Genomic DNA, 24,347 nt, shown 5'->3' with positions numbered 1-24,347 from the left:
TTGTTTATATCCTGCATGCAATAACCGGTAATACGATTATCTGGGTTGCTGTTCGTTTCTTTCGATTGATTTGAGCCGACGCCGCAATTGGGCCAGTTGCGACAGGACCGCGGCGTTGCGCTGCCACTGGATATGCTCCGCAAAGGGATACACGCCGGTGTAGCGGCCCGGCTTGGCAATACTGGACGTAACCGCCGTACCGCCGGAAACATGGACATCGTCGCCCAGAACCAGATGGCCGGACAACATGGCCGCGCCGCCTATGGTGCATCGCTGCCCGATGATCGTGGACCCGGCGATGCCTACGCAGGCCGCCATGGCGGTGTGATCGCCGATCTGGACGTTGTGGCCTATCATGATCTGGTTATCCAGCTTCACGCCGTTGCCGACCACGGTATTTTCAAGAGCGCCGCGATCGACCGTGGTGTTGGCGCCGATTTCAACATCGTTGCCCACGGCCACACCGCCGATTTGTGCGATCTTGGCCCAAGCGCCGGGCGCCTGGCCTGGATCGGGGGCAAAACCGAAGCCGTCCGCGCCAAGAACGCAGCCCGAATGAAAAATGGCCCGATCACCCACGCTGACGTTGTGATAAAGGGTTACGCGGGCATGCAGCAGACAATCCCGGCCTATGGCGGAATTGGCGCCCACGATGCAGGCCGGCCCCAGGCGCGTCCCCGAACCGATGCGCGCGCCCTCTTCGATAACGCAATGCGGCCCTATGCTGACCCCGTCGGCGATCTGCGCCGACGCGGCAACGACTGCGCTTGGATGAATGCCCGTTTCCAGGCGATCCAGCCGATGCCGGTCGAACCACTGAGCCAGCAAGGCATACATCAGATAAGGTTGACTGCAAAGCACCGGCAGGAAGGAGTAGCTGCCGGCCTTGAGCTCTTTGAAAGCCGATTCCGTCATGATGACGGCCGCAGCCCTGGACTGCGGCAACTGGGCTTGCAGTTTCGGATTCGACAGAAAGCTGATCTCGTCCGGCCCTGCGGAAAGCAAAGAGCCCAGGCCCCGGATGCGGGGCGTAGGCTCATGTTCTGCATCGGCCGGTTTGCAATCCAGGTGGACCGTGTTGGCCTGGGCCAGCAGCTCCTGCAAGGTAGGCGCCTGTTCAGGCGCTAGCAATACCGGCATTTTCCTTTAGCCGCCAAGCGCTTTCATGACCTGGTCGGTGATATCGACTTTAGGACTGACGGTAACGGCATCCTGGATGATCAGATCGTAGCCTTGCTGCTCGGCGATTTTCTTGATGGCGGCGTCGGCTTTTTCGACGATGCCGGAAAATTCTTCGTTGCGGCGGCGGTTGAAGTCCTCTTGGAATTCGCGGCGCTTGCGCTGCAAGTCGGAATCCAGGTCGGCCAATTGCCGCTGGCGCTTGACGCGCTCGGATTCGGACAGCACCGGAGCGTCCTTGTCGAATTTCTGGGCTTCGCTGCGCAGCCTGTTTGCAAGGTTTTGCAGCTCGTCGTCACGCTTCTTGAATTCGGACTCGATCTTGGTCTGGGCTGCCTTTGCGGGTTTGGAGTCGCGCAAGATACGCTCTGTGCTCACGAAGCCTATTTTGGTTGCCTGCGCATACACGGGTGCGGCCACCATGGCACCCGCCCCAAGTGCTGCCGCCAGCACCAGGCTGCGATTGCCGCGGCCGATACTACGGGTTAATGCAGAAAGTTTTAATGCGAATTGAGACTTCATGGAAAAATCTACCTTGCGAAATTGCAGAGATAAAACAGTTATTGTGCCATTAAACGGCGTACATCAAAAACCGGTTCCGATCTGGAACTGGAATGCCTGCTTGTCGTCGCCTTCCTTGGCATTCAGTGCCCGGCCAAAGGAAAGTTGCAGCGGCCCCAGCGGCGACTGCCACGACAGACCGATACCGGCCGAATACTTCCAGCCGCAGGGGTCTTCCGAGTGGTTGTTTATGCCGCGCGAGCAACTGCCGCCGCTGGTGTTGGCCACCTGGCCGGCATCGGTGAACAGGAACCAGCGCAAGGTGCGATCGCGCGAAGCGCCGGGGAAAGGCAGGTATAGCTGCACGTTGCCGACGACGCGGCGCGAGCCGCCCAGGTAGTCGTTGGTCAGCGTATCGCGTGGGCCCAGCGAGGCGCCTTCGTAGCCGCGCACCGAGCCTATGCCGCCGCCATAGATGTTCTTGATGACGGGGAAAGTCTTGCCGCCATAGGTCTTGCCCCAGTCGGCCAGGCCGTTGAAGGCCAGCGTATAGGCCCGGCCCAACGGCAGATAGTATTGCTGCTGGGCGCTGAACATATAGTAGCGCAGGTCCATGGTGGACAGGTCGGCCGACAAGCGGGTGTAGCTGCCCTTGGTCGGGGCGATGGCGCTGTCGCGCGTGTCCTTGGACCAGCCCACGTTGAAGATGACCGAGTTGGTGGCCTCGCCGTACTCCTTGACGAAGTCCTGATAGGCCTGCGGCGTGTACAGGGTGCTTAATTCGCTGAGCTTGTTGTGCTCGAAGCTGACGCCCGTGAAAACGCGGTCGAATTCGGAGATGGGCACGCCGAAGTTCAAGCCGCCGCCAAAGGCCGTGACGCGGTAGCTGCCGAAGGAATCACGGCTGTCGTAAGGCGTGGTGCGGCGATAGTAGATGGACGTGGTCTTGCTGATGCCGTCGCGGGTCCAGTACGGATTGGTATGCGAAATGATGGCGGCGCGATTGGTCTTGCTGGTGTTGACCTGCAAGGATAGCGTGTTGCCGCTGCCGAAGATATTGTCCTGGCTGATGCCGGCCGACAGAATGAGCTTGTCGGTCGATCCGTAGCCCACGCCCAGGTTGATCAGGCCGGTGGGCTTTTCCTTGACGTCCACATTGACGTCGACCTGGTCGGGCGAGCCGGCGACAGGCGTGGTGTGCACATTGACGTCGTTGAAATAGCCCAGGCGGTCGACGCGGTCGCGCGAAGACTTGATGCTGGCCGAGTCGTACCAGGCCGCTTCCTGCTGGCGCACTTCGCGGCGTATGACTTCGTCGCGGGTACGGGTATTGCCGCCGATCTGAATGCGGCGCACATACACGCGGCGGCCCGGGTCGACATAAAAGGTAAGGTCTGTTTCGTGATTTTCACGATCGAGCACAGGGTTGGGATTGACGTTGGCGAAAGCATAACCCAGGGTGCCCAGGTATTCGGTAATGGCCTTGACCGTGGCGTTGGTCTTGGCGGCGGAGAACTTCTCGCCTTCCTTGATGTCGACCAGCGGCTGGATCTTGTCGTCCAGGCCCAGAAGGTCGCCCGCCAGCTTGACGCTGCGCACGGTGTAGGGTTCGCCTTCGTGCAGTGTCAGGGTAATGAAGATATCGTGGCGGTCCGGCGAAATCGTGACCTGGGGAGGCTCGGCGGAGTACTCCAGGTATCCGCGGTCCAGATAATAGGAACGAATGCGCTCGACATCGCCTTCAAGCTTTTCACGCGAGTATTTGTCGGTGCCTGTGTACCAGGTCATCATGCCCGAGGTGGTCAGTTCCATTTCGTCCAGCAAAGTGCCTTCCGAGACGGCCTTGTTGCCCACGACGTGGATTTCGCTGATCTTGGCCAGATCGCCCTCGAAGATATCGAAGCTGACCCCGACCCGGTTGCGCGGCAGGGGCGTGATGATGGGGTTGACCTCGATGCCGTACTTGCCCTTGGACAGATACTGCTGCTTAAGCTCGAACTCGGCCCGCTCGAGCATGGAACGGTCGAACACCCTGCCCTGGCCGAAGCCGACTTGAGCCAGCGATTTCGTGATCGCCTTGGCGTCGAATTCGCGCATGCCGTTGAAGCTGATCGATGCAATGGTGGGCCGCTCTTGCACGGTCACCACCAGCACATTGTTGCTGGTGTCGATCTTTACGTCGCTGAAGAAGCCGGTTGCGTACAGCCGCTGGATGGCTTCAGCGGCCTGGGCGTCGGTGAACTGCTCGCCCACCTTGACCGGCAAATAGCTGAATATCGTGCCGGCGTCGACCCGCTGGATGCCGTTGACCTGGATATCGCGCACTACAAAAGGCGTAAACGCGTTTGCAATACTGGGAGCAAGCAAGGCCGCCAACAAAACAGGCATGGCGCGCTTGGCAAAATTGAACTTCCGGCTAAACGACATCCTGGTGGATCCTTGGGCGATTAAATGGTGGAAGATTGTAAGGCACAAAAGCGCTAACTGAAAAGACGGGTGAAATCATTGAAAAATGCCAGACTCATGAGTGCGGCCAGCAGTCCCAGACCGATGCGCTGGCCATTTTCCAGCCATTTGTCGGGTATGGGCTTGCCGCGCACGGCCTCTACGGCGTAATACAGCAGATGGCCGCCGTCCAGCATAGGTATGGGTAGCAAATTTAACACGCCGATACTAACACTTATCAGTGCCAGAAACCCTATGTAGGCGGCCAGCCCGATGCGGGCGGTCTGGCCGGCGTAGTCGGCTATCGTGACGGGGCCGCTTATATTGCGCAGCGAAACGTCGCCGACCACCATGCGGCCCATCATCTTGAGGGAAAACCATACAGTATCGGCCGTACGGGACAGCCCCCGCCCGATACTGTCCAGCAGTCCGTAGCGCACCTCGACCATGGGGAAGTCCGCGCCCAGAACGACACCGATACGCCCTATGACGCTGCCATCATCCTGTGTGTGGGATGCGGGCGTAACGGTAAGCGTCAAAGGAGTCTTGTCCCGCAGCACAGTGATCGCCAGGGGCTGTCCGGCACTTTTCTGGATTTCAGCCACCATGGCGCCGGCCGACGGCTTGTCCAGGGCGCCCACGGCAATCACGGTATCGCCCTTCTGCAGGCCGGCCTGCTGACCCGGCCCGCCCTCGTTCACCTTGTTGAGCAAGGGCGTGGGCGCGGCCAGGCGAAGGCCGGCATCGGCCATAGGGTCGGCGGCGTCGGACTCGATCGCGCCAGGCTCGGTTTGCAAAATACGTTCGCGCCGCATGCCGTTGGCGGCATCCACATCGATCTGCGCCTGGCCGCCGCTGGTCAATACATCCAGTAATTGCCAGCGCGCCTCGCCCCAGGATTGCACGGACTTCCCGTTGACCGCCGCAATGCGGTCGCCGGCCTGGAAGCCGGCCTGAGCGGCCGCCGTGCTGGCGGGCGGCGTAGCCAGGATCGCCGCCGGTTCTTGCGTACCGGCCAGGTTCAGCGCTGTATACAAGACCGCGGCCAGCAGCAGATTGGCGACGGGCCCGGCCAGGACGATGGCGCTGCGCTGGGCCAGGCTTTTCCGGTTGAAGGCCTGTCCGGCCTGTTCAGCCGGCGCACCGGGCTCGGGGTCGTCCAGCATTTTCACGTAACCGCCCAGGGGGATGGCGGACAGCGCCCATTGCGTGCCGTGGCGATCGACGCGCTGCACAAGAACCTTGCCGAAACCGACGGAAAACTTCAGTACCCGGACTCCGCAACGACGGGCCACCCAATAATGTCCGAGCTCATGAAACGTGATCAGGACGCCAAGGGCGACGGCAAAGGCAAGCAGGGTAAAAAACATGAAATTCCTGGAAAACGGCGGACTCAGGCTTTAAGCAGGCAAAGTTCCGATGCAATGTGACGGCTGTGGGCATCAAGCGCCAATACCTCATCGAGCGAATCCAGCGAGGTAGCGGGTAGACCCGCCATCCTGTCCAGGCAAGCTTCGATAACCCGGGCAATTTCAGTATAGCGAATCTGTTGCTTCAGAAAGCAGTCGACGGCGATTTCATTGGCGGCATTCAGGGCCACGCATGCCGCCTGTCCGGTTTCAAGCGCATCGAAAGACAGGCGCAAGCAGGGAAAACGTGCAAAATCGGGCTCTTCGAAATCCAGGCGGCCCAAGGCCGTCAGGGCAAGCAAGCCCACTCCGCTGGCGATGCGTTCGGGAAACCCCAAGCCGTAAGCGATGGGCGTGCGCATATCGGGCTGTCCCAACTGCGCAAGAATGGACCCGTCTTCGTACTCGACCATGGAATGGACCATGCTTTGCGGGTGGACCACGACCTGGATCTGATTGACAGGCATGGCGAAAAGCCAGTGCGCCTCGATGACTTCCAGGCCCTTGTTCAGCATGGTGGCCGAATCGACGGAAATCTTCCTGCCCATGCTCCAGTTTGGGTGGGCGCAGGCCTGGTCCGGGGTGACATCGGGCAACTGATCCAGTGCCGTGCTGCGGAAAGGCCCGCCGGAGGCGGTAAGCAGCAGTCGCCTAACTCCCTTTGCCGGCGTTGCCGGCGCATGCGCCCCGCCCGATTGCGGCATGCATTGGAAAATGGCATTGTGTTCGCTGTCTATGGGCAGAAGCTCGGCGCCGGATTCGCGCACTGTACGCATGAACAGGCCGCCGGCCGCGACCAGCGCCTCTTTGTTGGCGAGCAGCACGCGCTTGCCCGCGCGCGCCGCCGCCAGCGCGGAAGGCAGGCCGGCGGCGCCCACGATGGCCGCCATGACGGTGGTCACCTGAGGATCGGCCGCCGTGTCGGCCAGAGCCTGGGCGCCCACCCGGATTTCAGGCAAGGGCAGCGAGCCGGGCCAGGCATTGCGGAAACGGGAGCGCGCCTGGTCGGTCGGAACGATCACGACCTTGGCGCCGGTGGCGGCGGCCTGCGCGGCCAATTGCTCTATGCGGCTGTGCGCGCTGAGCGCATAGACGGAAAGCGTGTCCGGATGCCGGGCAATGACGTCCAGCGTATTGACACCGATCGACCCCGTGGAACCCAGTACGCAAACGCGTTGCTCTTTCATTAGCCTCAGACCCCCGTCAACAATAAAGCCAGGGGAGCAACGGGCAGCAAGGCATCGATGCGGTCATACACGCCTCCGTGGCCGGGCAGCAGCCCGCTGGAATCCTTCACTCCGGCGCGGCGCTTGAGAAGCGACTCGAACAAATCGCCGACGATGGACAAGGCGGCAAGAAAAATGGCAATGAGCAGCATCAGCCACCATGGCCAGCGCTGAGCCAGGGCTTCGCCGAAACTGCCGGGCCAGTATGCGCTGGCCATGACCCAGACGGCTGCGGCCAGCACACCGCCCGCCGCGCCCTCCCAGGTCTTGCCGGGACTGACCTTGGGTGCAAGCTTGTGCCGGCCCAGCGCCTTGCCGGTAAAGTAGGCCGCGATATCGGCAAACCAGATCAGCGCCAGCAAGGAAACCAGGAACCAGGCGCCATGGCTAAGAAACAATTGAACCAGCGCCGCCCACACTGCCGCCACGGCAACGATGCCGAACAAGCTAAGGCAGGCCCCGCCCCGCCGAACCTGCGCCTGGCCCTGATAGACCATGGCGCTGGCTCCGGCCACCCAGGCGGCGGCAATGATGGGCAACAACCATTGGTTTATGACGGCCTGCAGACCCTGAGACCAGGGAGCCGGCGATGCCGACAGCCATTGCTGCGCGATAAGCAACATCCCCAGGCCCGCCAGCACGGCAACGATAAGCGGCCATGGCGTGCCGCCATGCGGCCAGGTCAGCCGCAGCCATTCCCAAAGGGCGCAGCCCGCCATCAGAGTGAACAGCAGAACCAGGGGCCACGGACTGGGCGCCAGCAACGTTCCGAGCAATACGGCGAGCAGGACTATCGCCGTCATGACGCGCTGCTTTAACATGGGCGCTCCTTAAAAAGCCCTAGGCCAGACCGGAAACCTGAGCGCTGGTGCGTCCGAATCGACGCTCCCGGGTCTTGTACCACTCGAAGGCGGCGTCGATTTCCTTGGCACCGAAATCCGGCCAGTAATCTTCCGAGAAATACAGCTCAGTATAGGCCAGTTGCCATACCAGGAAGTTGGAAATGCGCTGCTCACCGCCCGTGCGGATGAAAAGATCCGGCTCGGGCGCATAAGCCATGGACAGGTGTTCGGCCAGCAGGTTTTCTTCTATGGCCTGCGGATTTGTCGCCAGATCGGGACGGCTCTCGAGCAGGCGGCGCATGGCCTGCAGGATGTCCCAGCGGCCGCCGTAGTTGGCGGCGATGGTCAGGTTGAGCGCACTGTTATGCTCGGTGCGCTGCTCCGCCAGGCGGATCAGTTCCCGCAGCTTGGGCTCGAACGGCTCCAGATCGCCGACGATGCGCAGGCGCACCCCCTGCTCCTGGAGCTTGTCGACTTCTTTTTCCAGCGTCTGGATGAACAGGCGCATCAGCAGCGAGACCTCTTCCTTGGGACGGCGCCAGTTCTCGGAACTGAAGGCGAACAGCGTCAGGTATTCGACCCCGCGCTTGCCGCAGGCCTCGACCACGCGGCGCACCGCCTGCACGCCGCGCACGTGTCCGGCCGTTCTTGGAAGAAAGCGCTTGGTGGCCCAGCGGCCATTGCCGTCCATAATGACGGCAAGATGACGCGGGATGTCAGTGCAGGAAGGTATGGAAAGCGTTGAGCTGCTGAGCATGAACAGTTATCCGAAGCGCTCGACCGGCGGCTAGACCGTCATGATCTCGGCTTCTTTTTGCGCAACGAGCTTGTCGATCTCGGCCACGTGCTTGTCGGTCAGTTTTTGGATCTCGTCCTGCATGCGGCGCTCGTCGTCCTCGGAAATTTCCTTGTCCTTGACCAGTTTCTTGAGCGTGTCGTTGGAGTCGCGGCGCAAATTGCGCACGGCGATCTTGGCGTCCTCGCCTTCGGTGCGAACCACTTTGGTGAGATCGCGACGGCGCTCTTCGGTCAGCGCGGGCATGGGTACGCGGATGTTGTCGCCCATGGAGATCGGGTTCAGGCCAAGGTCGGATTCGCGTATGGCTTTCTCGACGGGACCCGCCATGTTCTTTTCCCACACCTGCACGCTGATGTTGCGGGCGTCGACCAGATTGACATTGGCGACCTGGCTGACGGGAACGGGTGAACCGTAATATTCCACCATGACATGATCGAGTATGCCGGCATGGGCGCGGCCGGTGCGAATCTTGGACAAACCGGACTTGAGCGTTTCAATCGACTTGCCCATGCGCGATTCGGCCGATTTCCTGACTTCTGAAAGACTCATTACTATTCCTTTAATCAAACGTGTACCAGTGTACCTTCGTCTTCGCCCGAGACGGCGCGCTTCAAGGCGCCTGGCTTGTTGATGGAGAAAACCTTGATGGGCAGCTTCTGGTCGCGGCACAGCGCGAACGCCGTGGCATCCATGACTTCCAGGCGGCGCACGATAGCCTCGTCGAAACTGATGCGCGCATAGCGGGTGGCGCTGGGATCCTTGTTGGGATCGGCGCTATAGATGCCGTCGACCTTGGTGGCCTTCAGGACGATTTCAGCGCCGATCTCGGCGCCGCGCAGCGCGGCGGCGGTATCGGTGGTGAAGAAGGGATTGCCCGTTCCGGCCGCAAACACCACGACTTTGCCTTCTTCAAGGTAGCGCAATGCCTTGGGACGGATGTAAGGCTCGACGACCTGATCGATATTCAGGGCCGACTGGACCCGGGTGTCGACGCCGCGATGCTTCAAGGCGTCTTGCAGCGCCAGCGCATTCATGACGGTCGCCATCATGCCCATGTAATCGGCCGTGGCGCGATCCATGCCTTGCGCACCGGGGGCAACCCCCCGGAAAATGTTCCCGCCACCAATGACGATCGCCAATTCCACGCCCAGCGTGGCAACCTCGGCGATCTCTTCCGTCATGCGCAGTATGGTAGAGCGATTGATCCCAAAGGCGTCTTCCCCCATCAGCGCTTCGCCGGAGAGTTTGAGAAGAACACGCTTATACGATCTGGTGGTCATAGGTAGTATCCCAGGTAAACAATCCAACGAAAGTGTAAGCCAGAGTCGGGCCTGCGTGGCAACGCAAGCCCGACTTTTTTACTTAATGCGATATTAAGCGTTGCCGGCTGCCGCGGCGGCGACTTCCGCAGCGAAATCTTCCGATTTCTTCTCGATGCCTTCGCCTACGACATACAGTGCGAAACGGGCAACGGATGCGCCCTTTTCCTTGAGCATCTGCTCGACGGATTGCTTGTCGTTCTTGACGAAAGGCTGGGACAGCAGTGTGACTTCCTTGAGGAACTTCTGCACAGAACCTTCGACCATCTTGGCCACGATCTCGGCGGGCTTGCCCGATTCGGCAGCCTTCTGCTCGGCCACGGAGCGCTCGGTGGCGATATCGGCGGCGGGCACGCCGCTGGCATCAAGCGCCTTGGGCTTGGTGGCGGCGATATGCATGGCCACATCCTTGCCGATTTCTTCGGGACCGGAGAATTCCACCAGCACACCGATCTTGCCGCCGTGGACATAGCTGGCCAGTTGGTTGGCGGTCTCGAAACGCTCGAAGCGGCGGATGGACACGTTTTCGCCGATCTTGCCGACCAGGGCGGTGCGGGTGCTTTCGACCGTGCCCTCGCCCATGGGCAATTCGTTCAGTGCCGCGATATCGGCCGGGTTCTTTTCAGTAACCAGGTCGACCAATTGATTGATGAAGCCGATGAAGTCGTCGTTCTTGGCCACGAAATCGGTTTCGCAGTTGACTTCGATGACTGTGCCGCGCTTGCCGTCAGCCGTCACGTGCAAGCCGATCAGGCCTTCAGCCGTGACGCGGGCAGCCGCCTTGCTGGCCTTGTTGCCCAGTTTTACACGGAGAATCTCTTCGGCACGGACCAGATCGCCTTCGGCTTCGGTCAGTGCCTTCTTGCACTCCATCATGGGCGCGTCGGTCTTCTCGCGCAGTTCTTTAACCATGGATGCGGTAATTTGAGTCATTCTTTTCTCCAGTTCTTTAAAACACGCCCCGGCGGGCCGGGGCAGGTGCGAAACGATATGAGCGGCCGCTGCCGGCGTGCGGCGGTGGCCCCTGGCCCCGGACCAGCCGGGGCCAACGTTTATTCGCGGCCTTCTTCGTCGACCTCGACGAACTCTTCGTCGCCTTCGGCGATTTCCTCGACCAGACCGTTCAGGTTCTGTTCGCGGCCTTCCAGGACAGCATCAGCCATGCCGCGGGCATACAGCGCGATAGCCTTGGCGGAGTCGTCGTTACCCGGAATGATGTAATCGACGCCGTCGGGCGAGTGGTTGGTATCGACCACGGCGACCACGGGGATGCCCAGGGTGCGCGCTTCGGCGATGGCAATCTTGTGATAGCCGACGTCGATGACGAACAAGGCGTCGGGCAAGGTGTTCATGTCCTTGATGCCGCCGATGGCCTTGTTCAGCTTTTCGAGTTCGCGATCGAACATCAGGGCTTCTTTCTTGCTCATGCGCTCGGTGGCGCCATCGGCCAGCTGCGCTTCCATTTCCTTCAGACGCTTGACCGAGGTCTTGACCGTCTTGAAGTTGGTCATCATGCCGCCCAGCCACCGGCTGTCGACGTAGGGCATGCCGCAACGGGCGGCTTCGGCCGCGACGAGCTCGCGCGCCGCGCGCTTGGTGCCGACGAACAGCACATTACCGCCACGGGCGGCAATCTGGCGAACGAACTTGGACGCTTCCTGATATTTGACAACCGTCTGTTCGAGGTTGACGATATGAATCTTGTTACGTTGACCGAAGATGAACGGAGCCATCTTGGGGTTCCAGTAACGGGTTTGGTGGCCGAAGTGGACACCGGCTTCCAGCATTTCACGCATCAAAGACATAATTGTTCTCCAAGGGTTTAGTCTTGTACCCCGCTTGTATCGCATGGTTCGCGCCCATTAGGGCTACACTTCCAACCACGCGACACCCTTAAGTGGCAGGGCACGCGATTTACTACACTGATGGTTTAAAACCACCGATCCGCTTTTCCTGTCTATCCCTTGTCGCCCTGCTTGTTGTCTAAGCAAAGCCCTAAGGCAATTTCAAGAAAGCCTATAATTCTACTATTTTTAGCCCACCTTATTCAAGTTGCCATGAGTAGCCTAGTTACCGACCCCTCCGATCTGAACAAAATGCGCGCCGCCTGCCAGGCGGCTGCGGCCACCCTGGACTACCTGGAGCCCCATGTGCGCGCCGGAGTCAGCACGGGCGAGCTCGACAGGCTGTGCATGGATTTCATCACCAACGAACTCAAGGTCGAATCGGCCACCGTCGGCTATGCGCCGCCGGGCTACACCCCCTTCCCGGCGTCCATCTGCACCTCGGTCAATCATGTCATCTGCCACGGCATACCCGGCGACAAGACGCTGAAGAACGGCGACATCATGAATATCGATGTCACGGTCATCAAGGATGGCTGGTTCGGCGACACCAGCCGCATGTACTACGTGGGCGAGCCGTCCATCCTGGCCAGGCGCCTGACTGAAACCACCTACGAGTGCATGTGGCTGGGCATCGAGCAAGTGCGGCCCGGCGCCACGCTGGGCGATATCGGCCATGCCATCCAGAAGCATGCCGAAAAACAGGGCTTTTCAGTGGTGCGCGAATATTGCGGCCACGGGGTGGGACGCAAATTCCACCAGGATCCCCAGGTATTGCACTATGGCAAGCCCGGCACAGGCGTCAAGCTCGAACCCGGCATGATCTTCACCATCGAGCCCATGATCAATGCCGGCCGCAAGGAAATCCGCACCTTGGCCGACGGCTGGACGGTGGTCACCCGCGATCACAGCCTGTCGGCCCAGTGGGAACACAGCATCCTGGTTACCGACAGCGGCTACGAAGTCCTGACCGTGTCCGAAGGCATGCCCAAGCCCCCCGCACTCGTCGGGGCGGCCTGATTTTACGCCGGGGCGCCACCATGCACGCGCAGGCCTTCACCACCTTGCGCAATCAGTTGGCGGCGAAACGGGCCGAGGCCATCGCCGCCTTTCGCGGCCACCTTCGGCCCGATACGCTGTTGACCGCCCTGCGTCGCATCACCGACCAGGTCCTGCGCGAACTGGTGCGCCTGCACCCTTTGCCGCCCGGCTCCACGCTGGTTGCGGTCGGCGGCTACGGGCGCGGCGAACTCTATCCCTACTCGGACGTCGATATTCTGGTGTTGCTGCGCGACCCGCCCAGCCGGAAAGAGACCGCCATGATCGAGGCCCTGGTTGCCTCGATGTGGGATCTGGGCATCGAGCCCGGCCACAGTGTGCGTACCCTGGAAGACTGCCGGCGCGAATCGGCCAATGACATCACCGTCGAGACCGCGCTGATGGAAGCCCGATGGCTGGTCGGCAGCAAGAGCCTGCTTCAGGAACTGCGCGGCCTGATGGCCGAGCAATTGGATGTCCAGACATTTTTCCAGGCCAAGCGCTCGGAAATGCAGCAGCGCCATGCCCGCCATCAGGACACACCCTATGCGCTGGAGCCCAACTGCAAGGAATCGCCCGGCGGCCTGCGCGACCTTCAAGTGGTTCTGTGGCTGGCCCAGGCGGCGGGCCTGGGCAGCACCTGGCGCGAGATCGTCAAGACCGACTTGTTGACGGCTTCGGAGTTCCGGGCTCTGCGCCGCGCCGACCAGGCCTTCAAGCGCTTGCGTATCGAGCTGCACCTGATGACCGGCAGGCGCGAGGACCGCGTGCTTTTCGATCTTCAGCCCGGCCTGGCGGCAACCTACGGCTTCGAAGCCACCCGGAATCGGCGGCCCAGCGAAATCCTGATGCAGCGGTATTACTGGGCGGCGCGCGTGGTCAGCCAGCTCAATGCCATTTTGATGCAAAGCATGGAGGAACTGCTGTTTCCCCTGCCCGGCGACCAGATCCGCATCATCGACGACGATTTCTGCATGGTGCGCGGCCGGCTGGGCATACGCCGCGACGATGGCTTCGAGCGCAACCCCGCCCTGCTCTTCCGGGCTTTCCTGGTGATGCAGGAAAGGCCCGAGATCGTCGGAATATCGGCGCAGGCGCTGCGCGCCATGTGGCATGCCCGCCGCCGCATCGATGCACAGTTCAGGCACAATCCGGTCAACCGCCGCCAGTTCATCCAGATACTGCAGCAGCCGCGCGGCATCGTTCATTCCCTGCGGCGCATGACCATGCTGAACATACTGCCCCGCTATCTGCCGGTGTTCCGCCGCATCGTCGGCCAGATGCAGCACGACTTGTTCCATGCCTATACCGTGGACCAGCATATTTTGATGGTGGTGCGCAATCTGCGCCGCTTCACCATGCCCGAGCACGCCCAGGAATACCCCTTGGCCAGCCAGTTGATCGCCGATTTCGATCGCCATTGGCTGCTGTACGTGGCGGCCCTGTTTCATGACATCGCCAAGGGGCGCGGCGGGGATCATTCCGAGCTGGGCGCCATCGAGGTGCGGCGCTTTTGCGCCGATCATGGGATAGAAGGCGCCGACAAGGATCTGGTCGAGTTCCTGGTGCGCCAGCACCTGACCATGTCCATGGTGGCGCAGAAACGCGACCTGAGCGACCCCGGCGTCGTCCATCAGTTCGCCCAATGCGTCCAGGACGAACGGCGCCTTACCGCTCTCTATCTATTGACGGTGGCCGATATACGCGGCACCAGCCCCAAGGTCTGGAATTCCTGGAAGGGCAAGCTGCTGGAAGATCTGTACCGGCAGACGATTTCCGCGCTGGGTGGCGCCCAGCCCGATACCAGCACCGTGCTGGCCCAGCGCAAAGAGGCCGCGGCCAACGAGATCCGCCTGATGGGCTTGCGCGATGAAAGCCGCGACGAGTTCTGGAATCAGTTGGATGTGGCCTACTTCCTGCGCCATGAGGCCACCGAGATCGCCTGGCACACGCGGCATCTGTACTACCGCGTCAACTCACCCGATCCCGTGGTCAAGGCGCGCATCGTGGGGCAGAACGAAGCCCTGCAAATCATGGTGTACACACGGGACCGCAAAGATCTCTTCGTGACCCTGTGCCGCTATTTCAACCGCCGTTCCTTAAGCGTGCAGGACGCGCGCATACACACCACCCACCATGGCTGGGCGCTGGACAGCTTCATTGTGCTGCTTCCTGCGCATGAAAAAGACTACCGTTCCAATGCGACGCTGGTGGAACACGAGCTGGACGAGCAGCTAAGGCTGGCGCCGGGCGCCGGACCCGCCGAGCCGGCCAGCGCCGGAGCATGGCAGCCGGGATCGCGGCGCTCGCGCGTATTTCCCATCATTCCCAATGTCGAGCTGCAGCCCGACGAGCGCAGCGCGTCCTGGCGCCTGTCCATCATCGCGGCGGACCGCCCCGGCCTGCTGCACAGCCTGGCCCGGGTCTTCGCGGCCAATTCCGTCAGCCTGAAGATGGCCAAGATCATGACCCTGGGCGACCGGGTCGAAGATATTTTCATTATCGAAGGCGATGTGCTGGGACATCCTCGCAGCCAATTACAATTCGAACGCAACGTACTCGCCACGCTGGACGGCGCGAGCTCCTGACTCCAACAAGAATCCACGACATGGCATTCAACGACTTCATCATCAATTTTGGACGCAGCTTCCTGTTCGCCCTGGCAACCCTGCTACCCATCCTGAATCCGCCCGCCGTGGCGCCGATTTTCCTTACGCTCACCGAGGGCGCCAGCGCGCAAGTGCGCACTCAATTGGCCAAGCGGGTCGCCATCAACATACTGATCATGCTGGCGATCGCGATGTTCGCGGGCAATGTGGTGCTGGACTTCTTCGGGATATCGCTGCCCATCGTGCGGATAGGCGGAGGCTTGCTGGTGATCGCCACCGCGTGGCGCCTGGTCAGCGCCTCGGATTACGATGCCGAACATGCGCAGAACATGGCTGAAGCCTATTCCTTCGACCAGGTGCGATCCAAGGCTTTCTACCCCTTGACCTTTCCCATGATTTGCGGACCGGGCGCCCTGTCGGCGGCCCTGACCGTGGGCGCCACGCTGCACGACGAACGGGCCTGGGCCACCACCATCAAGCTGGCCGGCTCGCTGCCGGCCATTGCCGTGGCCTCGCTGGTGGTCTACCTTTGCCTGCGCTTCGCCGCGCAGTTCCTGCACAAGCTGGGGCGCAACGGCACGGCCGTGCTGATGCGCCTGTCGGCCTTCATTCTGCTGTGCCTGGGCGTGCAGATTGTGTGGGACGGCGTGCACGAGCTGCTGCTGGGCCTGATGCGCGAAGCCGCCCGCTGAGGCGACCGGCACTTTTCCCGCAGCCGCCTGTCATACCATTCCGCTCATACCCCATTACGACTTGATCACCATGACGAACACGACCTCCCGCATTCTTCACCTTATAGCCCTGCTTTGCCTGACCGCCGTCGCCATAGCGCTGGTCTCTCAGCATGTCTTTGACATGCAGCCTTGCGCCTGGTGCGTCTTGCAGCGCCTGATTTTCATCGTCATCGCAGCCGTATGCTGGATCGGATTGCTGGCGGGCCGCATTGCCGCCAACCTGCGCCGGGTGGCGGCGCTGGCCGTCGTGCTGCTTGGCGCGGCCGGCGTGGCGACCGCCTGGTATCAATACAGTGTCGCGGCCAGCCTGTTCTCCTGCGATATGACCTTCGCCGACCGGCTCATGGTTCAAAGCGGCCTGGATGCCGCCCTGCCCTGGCTGTTCGGCATCTATGCCTCGTGCATGGACGCACGCGTCGACTTGCTGGGCATGGAATACGCCTTGTGGGGTCTGGGCCTGTTCGCCGTCATTGGCGTGATGGCCCTGTTCGCGCTGCTGCGACGCCTGGGCTAGGCGCCACGCAGGCCTACTCGTCGTTTTCGCGAGTGGCCATTTCCCCTGCGGCCGGGCGCGCGCCGCGCGTCTGGCTAAGGCGCTCCAGATAAGCCTGGTCGATGTCGCCCGTCACGTAGCGGCCGTTGAAGCAAGACGATTCGAATTGCTTCATGGCGGGATTCAGGTCGCGGATAGACTGTTCCAGGTCGTCCAGCTCTTGGTAAACCAGTCCGTCGGCGCCGATTTCGCGCGCAATCTCGGCCGTATCCCGGCCCGTGGCGATCAATTCGGCCTGCGTGGGCATGTCGATGCCGTAGACGTTGGGAAAGCGCACCGCCGGCGCCGCCGACGCGAAATACACCTTGTTGGCCCCGGCTGCGCGCGCCATGTCGACGATCTCCCGGCTGGTGGTCCCGCGCACGATGGAATCGTCGACCAGCAAGACGTTCTTGCCCCGGAATTCCATGTCGATGGCGCTCAGCTTCTGGCGCACCGATTTCTTGCGCACGGCCTGGCCGGGCATGATGAAAGTGCGGCCTATATAGCGGTTCTTGATAAAGCCTTCGCGGTAGCTCAGGTCTAAGCGTGCCGCCAATTGCATGGCTGACGGCCGGGACGAATCGGGTATCGGCATGACCACGTCGATATCGCCAAGGCGCAGGGCCTTGGCCACGTTATCACCCAGGTATTCGCCCATGTTCAGGCGCGCATCGTAAATCGATACGCCATCCATCAATGAATCGGGGCGGGCGAAATAAACGTATTCGAAGACACAGGACGTAAGCGCCGGCTGATCGGCGCACTGGCGGCTGGACAGCTTGCCGTCCAGGTCGATGAAGATCGCTTCGCCGGGAGCGACATCGCGCACCAGGGTGAAGCCGCAGCCGGTAAGGGCGACCGACTCGGACGCCACCATCCATTCGGTGCCGGTCTCGGTCTCCACGGAACCCAGGCACAAAGGCCTTATGCCGTAAGGATCGCGGAAAGCCACGAGGCCGTAGCTGGCAATCTGCGCAATGACCGCGTAGGCGCCCTTCGCGCGGCGATGCACCGAGGAGACGGCCGTGAAGATGGCATCTTCGTCCAGCGAGCCTCCGTTGGCCGCAAGCTGCAGCTCGTGGGCGAACACATTAAGCAGGACTTCCGAATCGGAGTTGGTGTTGATATGGCGCCGGTCGACCTTGAACAGGGCTTCGCGCAATTCGCGCCAATTGGTCAGGTTGCCGTTGTGCACAAAGGTAATGCCGAACGGCGCATTGACGTAGAACGGCTGTGCTTCGTCGACACTGTCGCTGGAACCCGCCGTGGGATAACGAACCTGGCCCAGGCCGCTGCTGCCGGGCAGGGAACGCATGTTCCGCGTGCGGAATACATCGCGCACCAGGCCGTGAGCCTTGTACATATTGAAAAATTGATCGTGCGAGGTGGCGATGCCCGCCGCATCCTGTCCTCGGTGCTGCAATAGCAGCAGGCTGTCGTAGATCAGCTGATTTACGGGGCCGGAGCCCGAGACCCCTACAATTCCACACATGTTTGCTATTCCTGTGAATCAATCAAATCAATACGGCAGCCATGACGACAGCGACGGCGGCAGCAGTTGCTTGACCTGCTGCACCCCTTTTACGGCGGTGCCGGACAATCGGGCCTCGCTCCACCAGGACTCCTTGGGAAGCTCGGTGTAGCCTGCCAGAGCCACCAGCACCAGAACAATCAGCATGCCCCGCAGCAGGCCGAACAGGGCGCCCAGGCCGTGGTCGGCGGGCGTCAGGCCGGTTTTCTCGATGAGCGTCGCCAAGGCCAGATTCAGCAGCCCGACCAGCAGCAGCACAATAATGAACACTGCCGCATAAGCGGCCGCTGTGCGCAGCAAGGGATTTTCGATCCAGCCGGCGATCCAGCCCGAGACCAGCGGCCCCCACCAGATCGCCGACAGAAAGGCGACGATATAAGCGATAAGGGAAAGGACTTCTTTTATGAGCCCGCGCAAGAGCCCCAGAAATGCCGACACGCCCAGGACGGCCAGCACAAGGTAGTCGAAGCTGGTCACTTAGTGGAGATGAAGCCGTTATCGTAGCCCAGCGCCCGCAAGCGGGCTTGCGCGGCCTGAGCCGCATCGCGGGTTGGAAAAGGACCGACCCGCAGCCGATAAGTGGTTTTCCCGCCCGATACGGCGTTTTCGACATAAGCGTTCGTGACCCCGGCCGACACAAGGCGGTCGCGCCGGACTTCGGCGTCTTTGTCGTTAGTGTAAGCGGCGATCTGCAGGATGAAGCTGCCTTTGTCCGCCGTGTTGGCCGGCGCGGGGCTGGACGGGCTGCGGCCCTCGAGCAGTGCGATGGCCACCGAGCCGTCGTCGGTGCGATCGGCGGGCGCCTTGGGCTTGGGTTTGGGCTCGGGTTTCTCCGCCGGAGCGGGTTGTTCCGGGGCGGGTGGCGGCTGGGGTGTAGCGGCCTGCGCAGGCGCGGGAGCGGGTTCGCTGGCGGCGGGCGCCGTTGCGGAAGGTGCGACGGCGCCTGCCGCCGGATCAACCGGCTGTGGAGTTTCAAGATTGCTGGCGCCGGATGCCGGCGCTTCCGGCGCCGTGGGCGCCAGCGCCACGCCACCGCTGGTTTCGGGGGGGACAATGGCCGGGACGACGACGGGGGTGGCAACCTGGCCGTCTTCGGGTACCGGGGAATCGAATAGCATGGGTACGATAATGACGGCGGCCAGCACCAGCGCCAGGGCGCCTATCAGCCTGCGCCGCGCACGACCGCGCAATTCGTTGGCTTGCGCCTCGCTGGACATGGACGAGCGCGACGCGGAGCGACGCCCCGTTCCCGAAGCAGACTCTTTACGAGAGAACAATCCCATGGGGCAAAAACCTATCTTGAGAAACAAGCCGGCCATGAGGCTTGCTGAATTCTATGTGGCCTTGCGTCCCAGCTCGTCAAGTACCGGGCCTACGGTCGCAAAAGATCCGAACACGAGAATTCTATCATTCTCGGCGGCCTGTTTCCGAGCCTCGGTAAATGCTTGTACCGGATTTTCAAAATTCGAAACCTTGACCGTATGGGCTGGAACGGGCGGAACGGCTACCGAACGGACGCCCGGCCTGCCTTCTTCCGGCGGCTTCACCCGGTGAACCTCGGTGCTGGTTTCTTCCAGGGAAGGCTGGCCCGTGGTGGCGGCGAGCGCCTGGCGCACCATGGCGGCCAGGTCCTGGCCCGATGTGCCGCGCGGACCTTCAAGGCTGGCGCAATACCAGTGATCCACCCGATTGGCCAGCTTGGCGACCACAGCGGGGATGTCCTTGTCATTGAGCATGCCGATGACCGCATGCGTGTGCGGGAAATAACCCATGGCATCCAGATTCTGTCCCAAGGCGGCGGCGGCATGCGGATTATGCGCAACATCCAGGATGATGGTGGGCGTGCCCGGAAGGATTTGCAGACGACCGGGCAGCGATACCTGCGATAGGCCGATACGCACCGCCTGCTGAGGGACGACCAGCCTGGGGCGCAAGGCTTCCAGCGCCGCCAGGGCCGCCGAGGCGTTCAGCAATTGGTTGGCGCCGCGCAGGGCCGGGTAGGCCAGGCCGCTGCGGCGTTGGGAGCGTCCACCGTAAGCCCATTGCTGGCGGTCGCCCGAATAATTGAAGTCCTTGCCGAACAGCCACAGATCGGCGCCGATCCGGCCGGCGTAATCCATTATGGTTTGCGGCGGCATGGGATCGGCGCAAATGGCGGGCCGGCCGGGACGGAAGATATGGGCTTTCTCGAGGCCGATTTTTTCGCGGGTGTCGCCCAGGTAGGCCGTATGGTCGATATCGACGCTGGTAATGATGGCGCAATCGGCATCCACCAGATTGACCGCGTCCAATCGTCCGCCCAGCCCCACTTCCAGTACCGCCACATCCAGCTTCCGCCCTTCGAACAGCATCAGCGCCGCCAGCGTAGTGTATTCGAAGTAGCTGAGCGTGGTTTCGCCGCGCACCCTTTCGATCTTGTGGAATTGATCGATGATGTCCTGATCACTAGCCTGTTCGCCATCGACCCGGATGCGCTCATTGAAATCAATCAGGTGGGGCGAGGTGTAAGTGCCGACCTTGTAGCCGGACGCCAGCAGAATGGCCTCGAGCATGGCGCAGGTGGACCCCTTGCCGTTGGTCCCGCCCACCGTGATTTTCACGAAAGGCAGTTCCAGCTTCAGTTTGTCCGCGACGACGCGTATGCGGTCAAGGCCAAGATCGATGGGGGTGCGGTGCAGGGACTCCAGATAATCCAACCACTCTTGCAAGGTGGCGTTATCGCTGGGTTGTAGACGGGACATGATGAACGCTTATAGCTCAAAGAAAGACAACGGCAGGTGCCGATAGTAGCACCTGCCGGTAAAACGATAAGGCTTGCCCCTATGCGGGCCAGCGTTATTTGCGCCGCGCGGGGGGCAGATCGGTGCAGACGCCCTCGGCCACCTCGGCCGCCATGCCCACGGACTCGCCCAGTGTGGGATGGGGATGGATGGTCTTGCCGATATCGACCGCATCGGCGCCCATTTCTATGGCCAGGGCCACTTCGCTTATCAGGTCGCCGGCATGGGTTCCCACGATGCCTCCGCCCAGGATGCGATGCGTTTCGGCATCGAACAGCAGCTTGGTGAAGCCCTCGTCGCGGCCATTGGCAATGGCGCGCCCCGAAGCCGCCCAGGGGAACAGGCCCTTCTGGATGGCAATGCCTTCCTTCTTGGCCTCGTCCTCGGTCAAGCCCACCCAGGCCACCTCGGGATCGGTGTACGCCACGGAAGGAATGACGCGGGCATCGAAGAAGCTCTTTTCGCCCGCGATCACCTCGGCCGCCACATGGCCCTCGTGGACGGCCTTGTGCGCCAGCATGGGTTGCCCGACGATGTCGCCGATTGCGTAGATGTGCGGGACGTTGCTGCGCATCTGCTTGTCGACCTCGATGAAGCCGCGATCGGTCACCGCGATGCCGGCCTTCTCGGCGGCGATCTTCTTGCCGTTGGGACTGCGGCCCACGGCCTGCAAGACCAAGTCATAGCGTTGCGGCTCTTTGGGAGCCTTGCCGCCTTCGAAACTGACCCAGATGCCGTCTTCGCGCGCTTCGGCTCCCACCGTCTTGGTATCGAGCATGACATTGTCGAAACGGCCCGCGTTCATTTTCTCCCAGACCTTGACCATGTCGCGATCGGCGCCTTGCATCAAGCCGCTTTGCATTTCCACGACATCCAGGCGGGTGCCGAGCGCGGAATACACCGTGCCCATTTCCAGCCCGATGATCCCGCCGCCCACGATGAGCATCTTTTTCGGTATGCTCTTGAGCAGCAAGGCGCCGGTCGAATCGACGATGCGGTCGTCTTCGGGAAAAAACGGCAATTTGACCGACTGGCTGCCGGCGGCGATGATGGCCGAAGCAAACTTGACCGTGCGGGTGGCGCCGCCGGCCTCCTGCACCGTCAGATGATGCGGGTCGGCGAACTGGCCCAGGCCGGTCAGCACACTGACCTTGCGGGCCTTGGCCATGCCGGCCAGGCCACCGGTCAGCTTGGCCACCACGCCGTCCTTGTAGGCGCGCAAGCCGTCCAGGTCGATTTCGGGCTTGCCGAACTTGATGCCATGGCTGGCCAGGGATTGCGCTTCTTCCAGAACCGCGGCGGTATGCAGCAAGGCTTTCGAAGGAATGCAGCCCACATTCAGGCAGACTCCGCCCAGGGTGGCATAGCGTTCGACCAGTACCACGGACAGGCCCAGGTCGGCCGCCCGGAACGCGGCGGAGTATCCGCCGGGTCCGGCGCCCAGAACAAGGACATCGCACTGGACATCGGCGGAGCCCGAGAAACTGGCCGCCACGGGCGCGGAAGCACCCTTTTCACCAGCCGGCTTTGTTGCGGCGGGCGACCCCGCAGCCGGCGCCGTGGACTCGGCTGCCGGCGCCGCCTTGGCGTCGTCGGCGGGCGCGGCCTCTTCGATCTGGATCAGAGCCGAACCTTCGGTGACCTTGTCGCCGACCTTGACCAGCACCGCCTTGACCACACCGGCCTTGGCGGCCGGAATTTCCATGGAGGCCTTGTCGGATTCGACGGTGATCAGGCTTTGCTCCGCCTTGATCGAGTCACCCACGGCAACCAGGACCTCGATGACCTCGACCTCGGCGAAGTCGCCGATATCGGGCACAGTCAATTCAGTTGTGCTCATATGCGGCTCCTATAGCGCAATGCGGCGGAAATCGGCCAGCAGGCTGCCCAGATAGGCATTGAATCGCGCCGCCGACGCGCCGTCGATGACCCGATGATCGTAGGACAGGGACAAGGGCAGCATAAGCCTGGGTTCGAACTCCTTCCCGTTCCAGACCGGGGCATGCGCCGAGCGCGACACCCCCAATATGGCAACCTCGGGCGCGTTGATGATAGGCGTGAACGATGTTCCGCCTATGCCGCCCAGCGACGAGATGGAAAAACACCCGCCTTGCATCTGGCTGGGCGACAGCTTGCCGTCGCGGGCCAGGGCCGCCAGTTCGGAGGTTTCCTTGGCGAGCTCAAATATGCCCTTCTTGTCGGCATCCCGTATGACGGGAACCACTAGGCCGTTGGGTGTGTCAGCCGCAAAACCGATGTGGTAATAGTGCTTGAGAACCAGGTTGTCGCCATCGATGGAGGCGTTGAACTCTGGGAATTTCTTGAGCCCGGCCACAACGGCCTTGATCAGGAAAGCCAGCATGGTTACTTTCACGCCGGACTTTTGATTCTCTTTGTTCAGCGTCTGGCGCAGTTCTTCCAGTTCGGTGATGTCGGCCGCGTCGTTGTTGGTGACATGCGGAATCATCACCCAATTGCGGTGCAGATTGGCGCCCGAAATTTTCTTGATGCGGGAAAGCGGCTTGGCTTCGATTTCTCCGAACTTGGCGAAATCCACCTTGGGCCAGCCCAACACGCTGAAGCCGCCATCGCCCGATGCCGTCGACGCGGCGCCGCCGCCGACCGACAAGGCCTGCTTCACGAACTTGCGAACGTCGTCCTGGGTGATGCGGTTCTTGGCGCCCGATCCGCGCACCGATGCCAGGCTGACGCCCAGCTCGCGCGCGAACTTGCGCACCGAGGGCGAGGCATGGGGCAGATTGCGCAGAGGCACGTCGGCGTCGGCAAACGCTTCGGTGGGCGAATGGCGCTCGGGCGGCACCGAGGCCAGTCCCGGCGCGCCGGCCGGCGCGGACGCGGCGGGAGCCTGGCTGGCCTCTTTCTGTGCGGAGGCCGCCGGCTCTTGCGCCGAAGCCGCCGGGGCGGCAGCGGCCGCGGGCTTGGCCGCGCCGCTGGCCTTCAATTCAAGAATGGGGGATCCCTTGTTGACCTTGTCGCCCAGCTTGACATTGATGGCGGTGACAACGCCCGAATGCGAGGACGGCACTTCCATGGAGGCCTTGTCGGACTCCACGGTGATAAGGCTTTGCTCGGCCGTGATCGTGTCGCCCACGGAAACCATGATCTCAATGACTTCGACATCGGTGGAATCGCCGATGTCGGGCACGGCGACTGTGACCGCCTCGCCCTGCCCCTGGGGCGCAGGCGCCGCAGCGGCCTTTTCGCCTCCCTTGTTTTGTCCCGGCGCGGCCGGCGCCTGTTCAGGCGCCGGCTCGGCCTTCTTGGCCGGTTCGGCGGGCTTCTCGCCAGCCGCGCCGGCGGTTTCGAGCTGCAGAATGACCGTGCCTTCCTTGATTTTGTCGCCGACCTTGATTTTCACCGACTTGACCACGCCGGCTTCAGGCGACGGGATCTCCATCGAGGCTTTATCGGACTCGACAGTGATGAGGCTTTGCTCCGCGCTGACGGTATCGCCTTCGGCAACCAGCAGCTCGATAACTTCGACTTCACTAAAGTCGCCAATATCCGGGACCTTGATTTCGATGGTATTGCTCAT

General features: G+C 61.9%; 21 protein-coding genes. 4 read left to right on the top strand and 17 right to left on the bottom strand.

Annotation, left to right across the window (positions count from 1 at the left end):
- Positions 1-36 precede the first annotated feature (36 nt).
- The 11 genes from lpxD to rpsB form a co-directional block, all read right to left on the bottom strand.
- Positions 37-1,140 carry a UDP-3-O-(3-hydroxymyristoyl)glucosamine N-acyltransferase gene (gene lpxD / locus V0R37_RS07615; protein WP_420373954.1) on the bottom strand — a complete coding sequence of 368 codons (1,104 nt, stop codon included), beginning with the start codon at positions 1,138-1,140 and terminating at the stop codon, positions 37-39.
- 6 nt (positions 1,141-1,146) lie between these two features.
- Entirely contained in the window at positions 1,147-1,701 is a 555-nt protein-coding gene (locus V0R37_RS07610) for an OmpH/Skp family outer membrane protein (protein ID WP_420373953.1), read from the bottom strand.
- 63 nt (positions 1,702-1,764) lie between these two features.
- Positions 1,765-4,107: an outer membrane protein assembly factor BamA gene (bamA, locus tag V0R37_RS07605; RefSeq protein WP_420373952.1), complete on the bottom strand. Its 2,343-nt coding sequence runs from the start codon at positions 4,105-4,107 to the stop codon at positions 1,765-1,767.
- 53 nt (positions 4,108-4,160) lie between these two features.
- Positions 4,161-5,495 (bottom strand): RIP metalloprotease RseP, encoded by a 1,335-nt coding sequence (rseP, locus tag V0R37_RS07600; protein ID WP_420373951.1) that lies wholly within the window; start codon positions 5,493-5,495, stop codon positions 4,161-4,163.
- Between the two features lie 23 nt (positions 5,496-5,518).
- The gene (dxr, locus tag V0R37_RS07595; protein ID WP_420373950.1) at positions 5,519-6,721 is read right to left on the bottom strand and encodes a 1-deoxy-D-xylulose-5-phosphate reductoisomerase; all 1,203 of its coding nucleotides are present in this window, start codon (positions 6,719-6,721) and stop codon (positions 5,519-5,521) included.
- Between the two features lie 5 nt (positions 6,722-6,726).
- Positions 6,727-7,581, bottom strand: a complete 855-nt coding sequence (locus tag V0R37_RS07590) for a phosphatidate cytidylyltransferase (RefSeq protein ID WP_420373949.1) — start codon at positions 7,579-7,581, stop codon at positions 6,727-6,729.
- 19 nt (positions 7,582-7,600) lie between these two features.
- Positions 7,601-8,359, bottom strand: a complete 759-nt coding sequence (gene uppS, locus V0R37_RS07585) for a polyprenyl diphosphate synthase (protein WP_420373948.1) — start codon at positions 8,357-8,359, stop codon at positions 7,601-7,603.
- 30 nt (positions 8,360-8,389) lie between these two features.
- Positions 8,390-8,950 carry a ribosome recycling factor gene (frr, locus tag V0R37_RS07580; protein ID WP_420373947.1) on the bottom strand — a complete coding sequence of 187 codons (561 nt, stop codon included), beginning with the start codon at positions 8,948-8,950 and terminating at the stop codon, positions 8,390-8,392.
- A gap of 14 nt (positions 8,951-8,964) precedes the next feature.
- Positions 8,965-9,681, bottom strand: a complete 717-nt coding sequence (gene pyrH, locus V0R37_RS07575; RefSeq protein WP_420373946.1) for a UMP kinase — start codon at positions 9,679-9,681, stop codon at positions 8,965-8,967.
- 93 nt (positions 9,682-9,774) lie between these two features.
- Positions 9,775-10,653, bottom strand: a complete 879-nt coding sequence (gene tsf, locus V0R37_RS07570) for a translation elongation factor Ts (protein ID WP_420373945.1) — start codon at positions 10,651-10,653, stop codon at positions 9,775-9,777.
- Positions 10,654-10,772: 119 nt separating this feature from the next.
- Positions 10,773-11,525 (bottom strand): 30S ribosomal protein S2, encoded by a 753-nt coding sequence (gene rpsB / locus V0R37_RS07565; RefSeq protein WP_420373944.1) that lies wholly within the window; start codon positions 11,523-11,525, stop codon positions 10,773-10,775.
- Between the two features lie 252 nt (positions 11,526-11,777).
- Between rpsB and map the strand changes: the two genes are divergently transcribed.
- From map to V0R37_RS07545, 4 genes are all read left to right on the top strand, one after another.
- Positions 11,778-12,584 (top strand): type I methionyl aminopeptidase, encoded by an 807-nt coding sequence (map, locus tag V0R37_RS07560; RefSeq protein WP_420373943.1) that lies wholly within the window; start codon positions 11,778-11,780, stop codon positions 12,582-12,584.
- A 20-nt stretch (positions 12,585-12,604) separates the two neighbouring features.
- Positions 12,605-15,190, top strand: coding sequence for a [protein-PII] uridylyltransferase (locus V0R37_RS07555; protein WP_420373942.1), 2,586 nt, complete (start codon positions 12,605-12,607; stop codon positions 15,188-15,190).
- A 20-nt stretch (positions 15,191-15,210) separates the two neighbouring features.
- Positions 15,211-15,903: a MarC family protein gene (locus V0R37_RS07550; protein ID WP_420373941.1), complete on the top strand. Its 693-nt coding sequence runs from the start codon at positions 15,211-15,213 to the stop codon at positions 15,901-15,903.
- Between the two features lie 70 nt (positions 15,904-15,973).
- Complete coding sequence (locus tag V0R37_RS07545; RefSeq protein ID WP_420373940.1) at positions 15,974-16,459, top strand: disulfide bond formation protein B; 486 nt, start codon at positions 15,974-15,976, stop codon at positions 16,457-16,459.
- Between the two features lie 13 nt (positions 16,460-16,472).
- Here the strand turns inward: V0R37_RS07545 and purF are convergent, their stop codons facing one another.
- The 6 genes from purF to aceF all read right to left on the bottom strand — a co-directional run bounded on the left by purF (position 16,473) and on the right by aceF (position 24,347).
- Entirely contained in the window at positions 16,473-17,972 is a 1,500-nt protein-coding gene (gene purF, locus V0R37_RS07540; RefSeq protein WP_420373939.1) for an amidophosphoribosyltransferase, read from the bottom strand.
- Positions 17,973-17,999: 27 nt separating this feature from the next.
- On the bottom strand, positions 18,000-18,488 hold the full coding sequence (locus V0R37_RS07535; RefSeq protein ID WP_420373938.1) for a CvpA family protein: 489 nt from the start codon (positions 18,486-18,488) through the stop codon (positions 18,000-18,002).
- Positions 18,485-19,294, bottom strand: a complete 810-nt coding sequence (locus tag V0R37_RS07530; protein ID WP_420374042.1) for an SPOR domain-containing protein — start codon at positions 19,292-19,294, stop codon at positions 18,485-18,487. Before V0R37_RS07530 ends, V0R37_RS07535 begins: the two co-directional genes overlap by 4 nt.
- 51 nt (positions 19,295-19,345) lie before the next feature.
- The gene (gene folC, locus V0R37_RS07525; RefSeq protein WP_420373937.1) at positions 19,346-20,752 is read right to left on the bottom strand and encodes a bifunctional tetrahydrofolate synthase/dihydrofolate synthase; all 1,407 of its coding nucleotides are present in this window, start codon (positions 20,750-20,752) and stop codon (positions 19,346-19,348) included.
- 94 nt (positions 20,753-20,846) lie between these two features.
- The gene (lpdA, locus tag V0R37_RS07520; RefSeq protein ID WP_420373936.1) at positions 20,847-22,631 is read right to left on the bottom strand and encodes a dihydrolipoyl dehydrogenase; all 1,785 of its coding nucleotides are present in this window, start codon (positions 22,629-22,631) and stop codon (positions 20,847-20,849) included.
- A gap of 9 nt (positions 22,632-22,640) precedes the next feature.
- Positions 22,641-24,347, bottom strand: coding sequence for a dihydrolipoyllysine-residue acetyltransferase (gene aceF / locus V0R37_RS07515; RefSeq protein ID WP_420373935.1), 1,707 nt, complete (start codon positions 24,345-24,347; stop codon positions 22,641-22,643).

The organism is Pollutimonas rozaliensis, assembly GCF_048751585.1.
GTDB lineage: Bacteria > Pseudomonadota > Gammaproteobacteria > Burkholderiales > Burkholderiaceae_B.
This window is presented reverse-complemented; position numbering and strand designations above follow the sequence as displayed.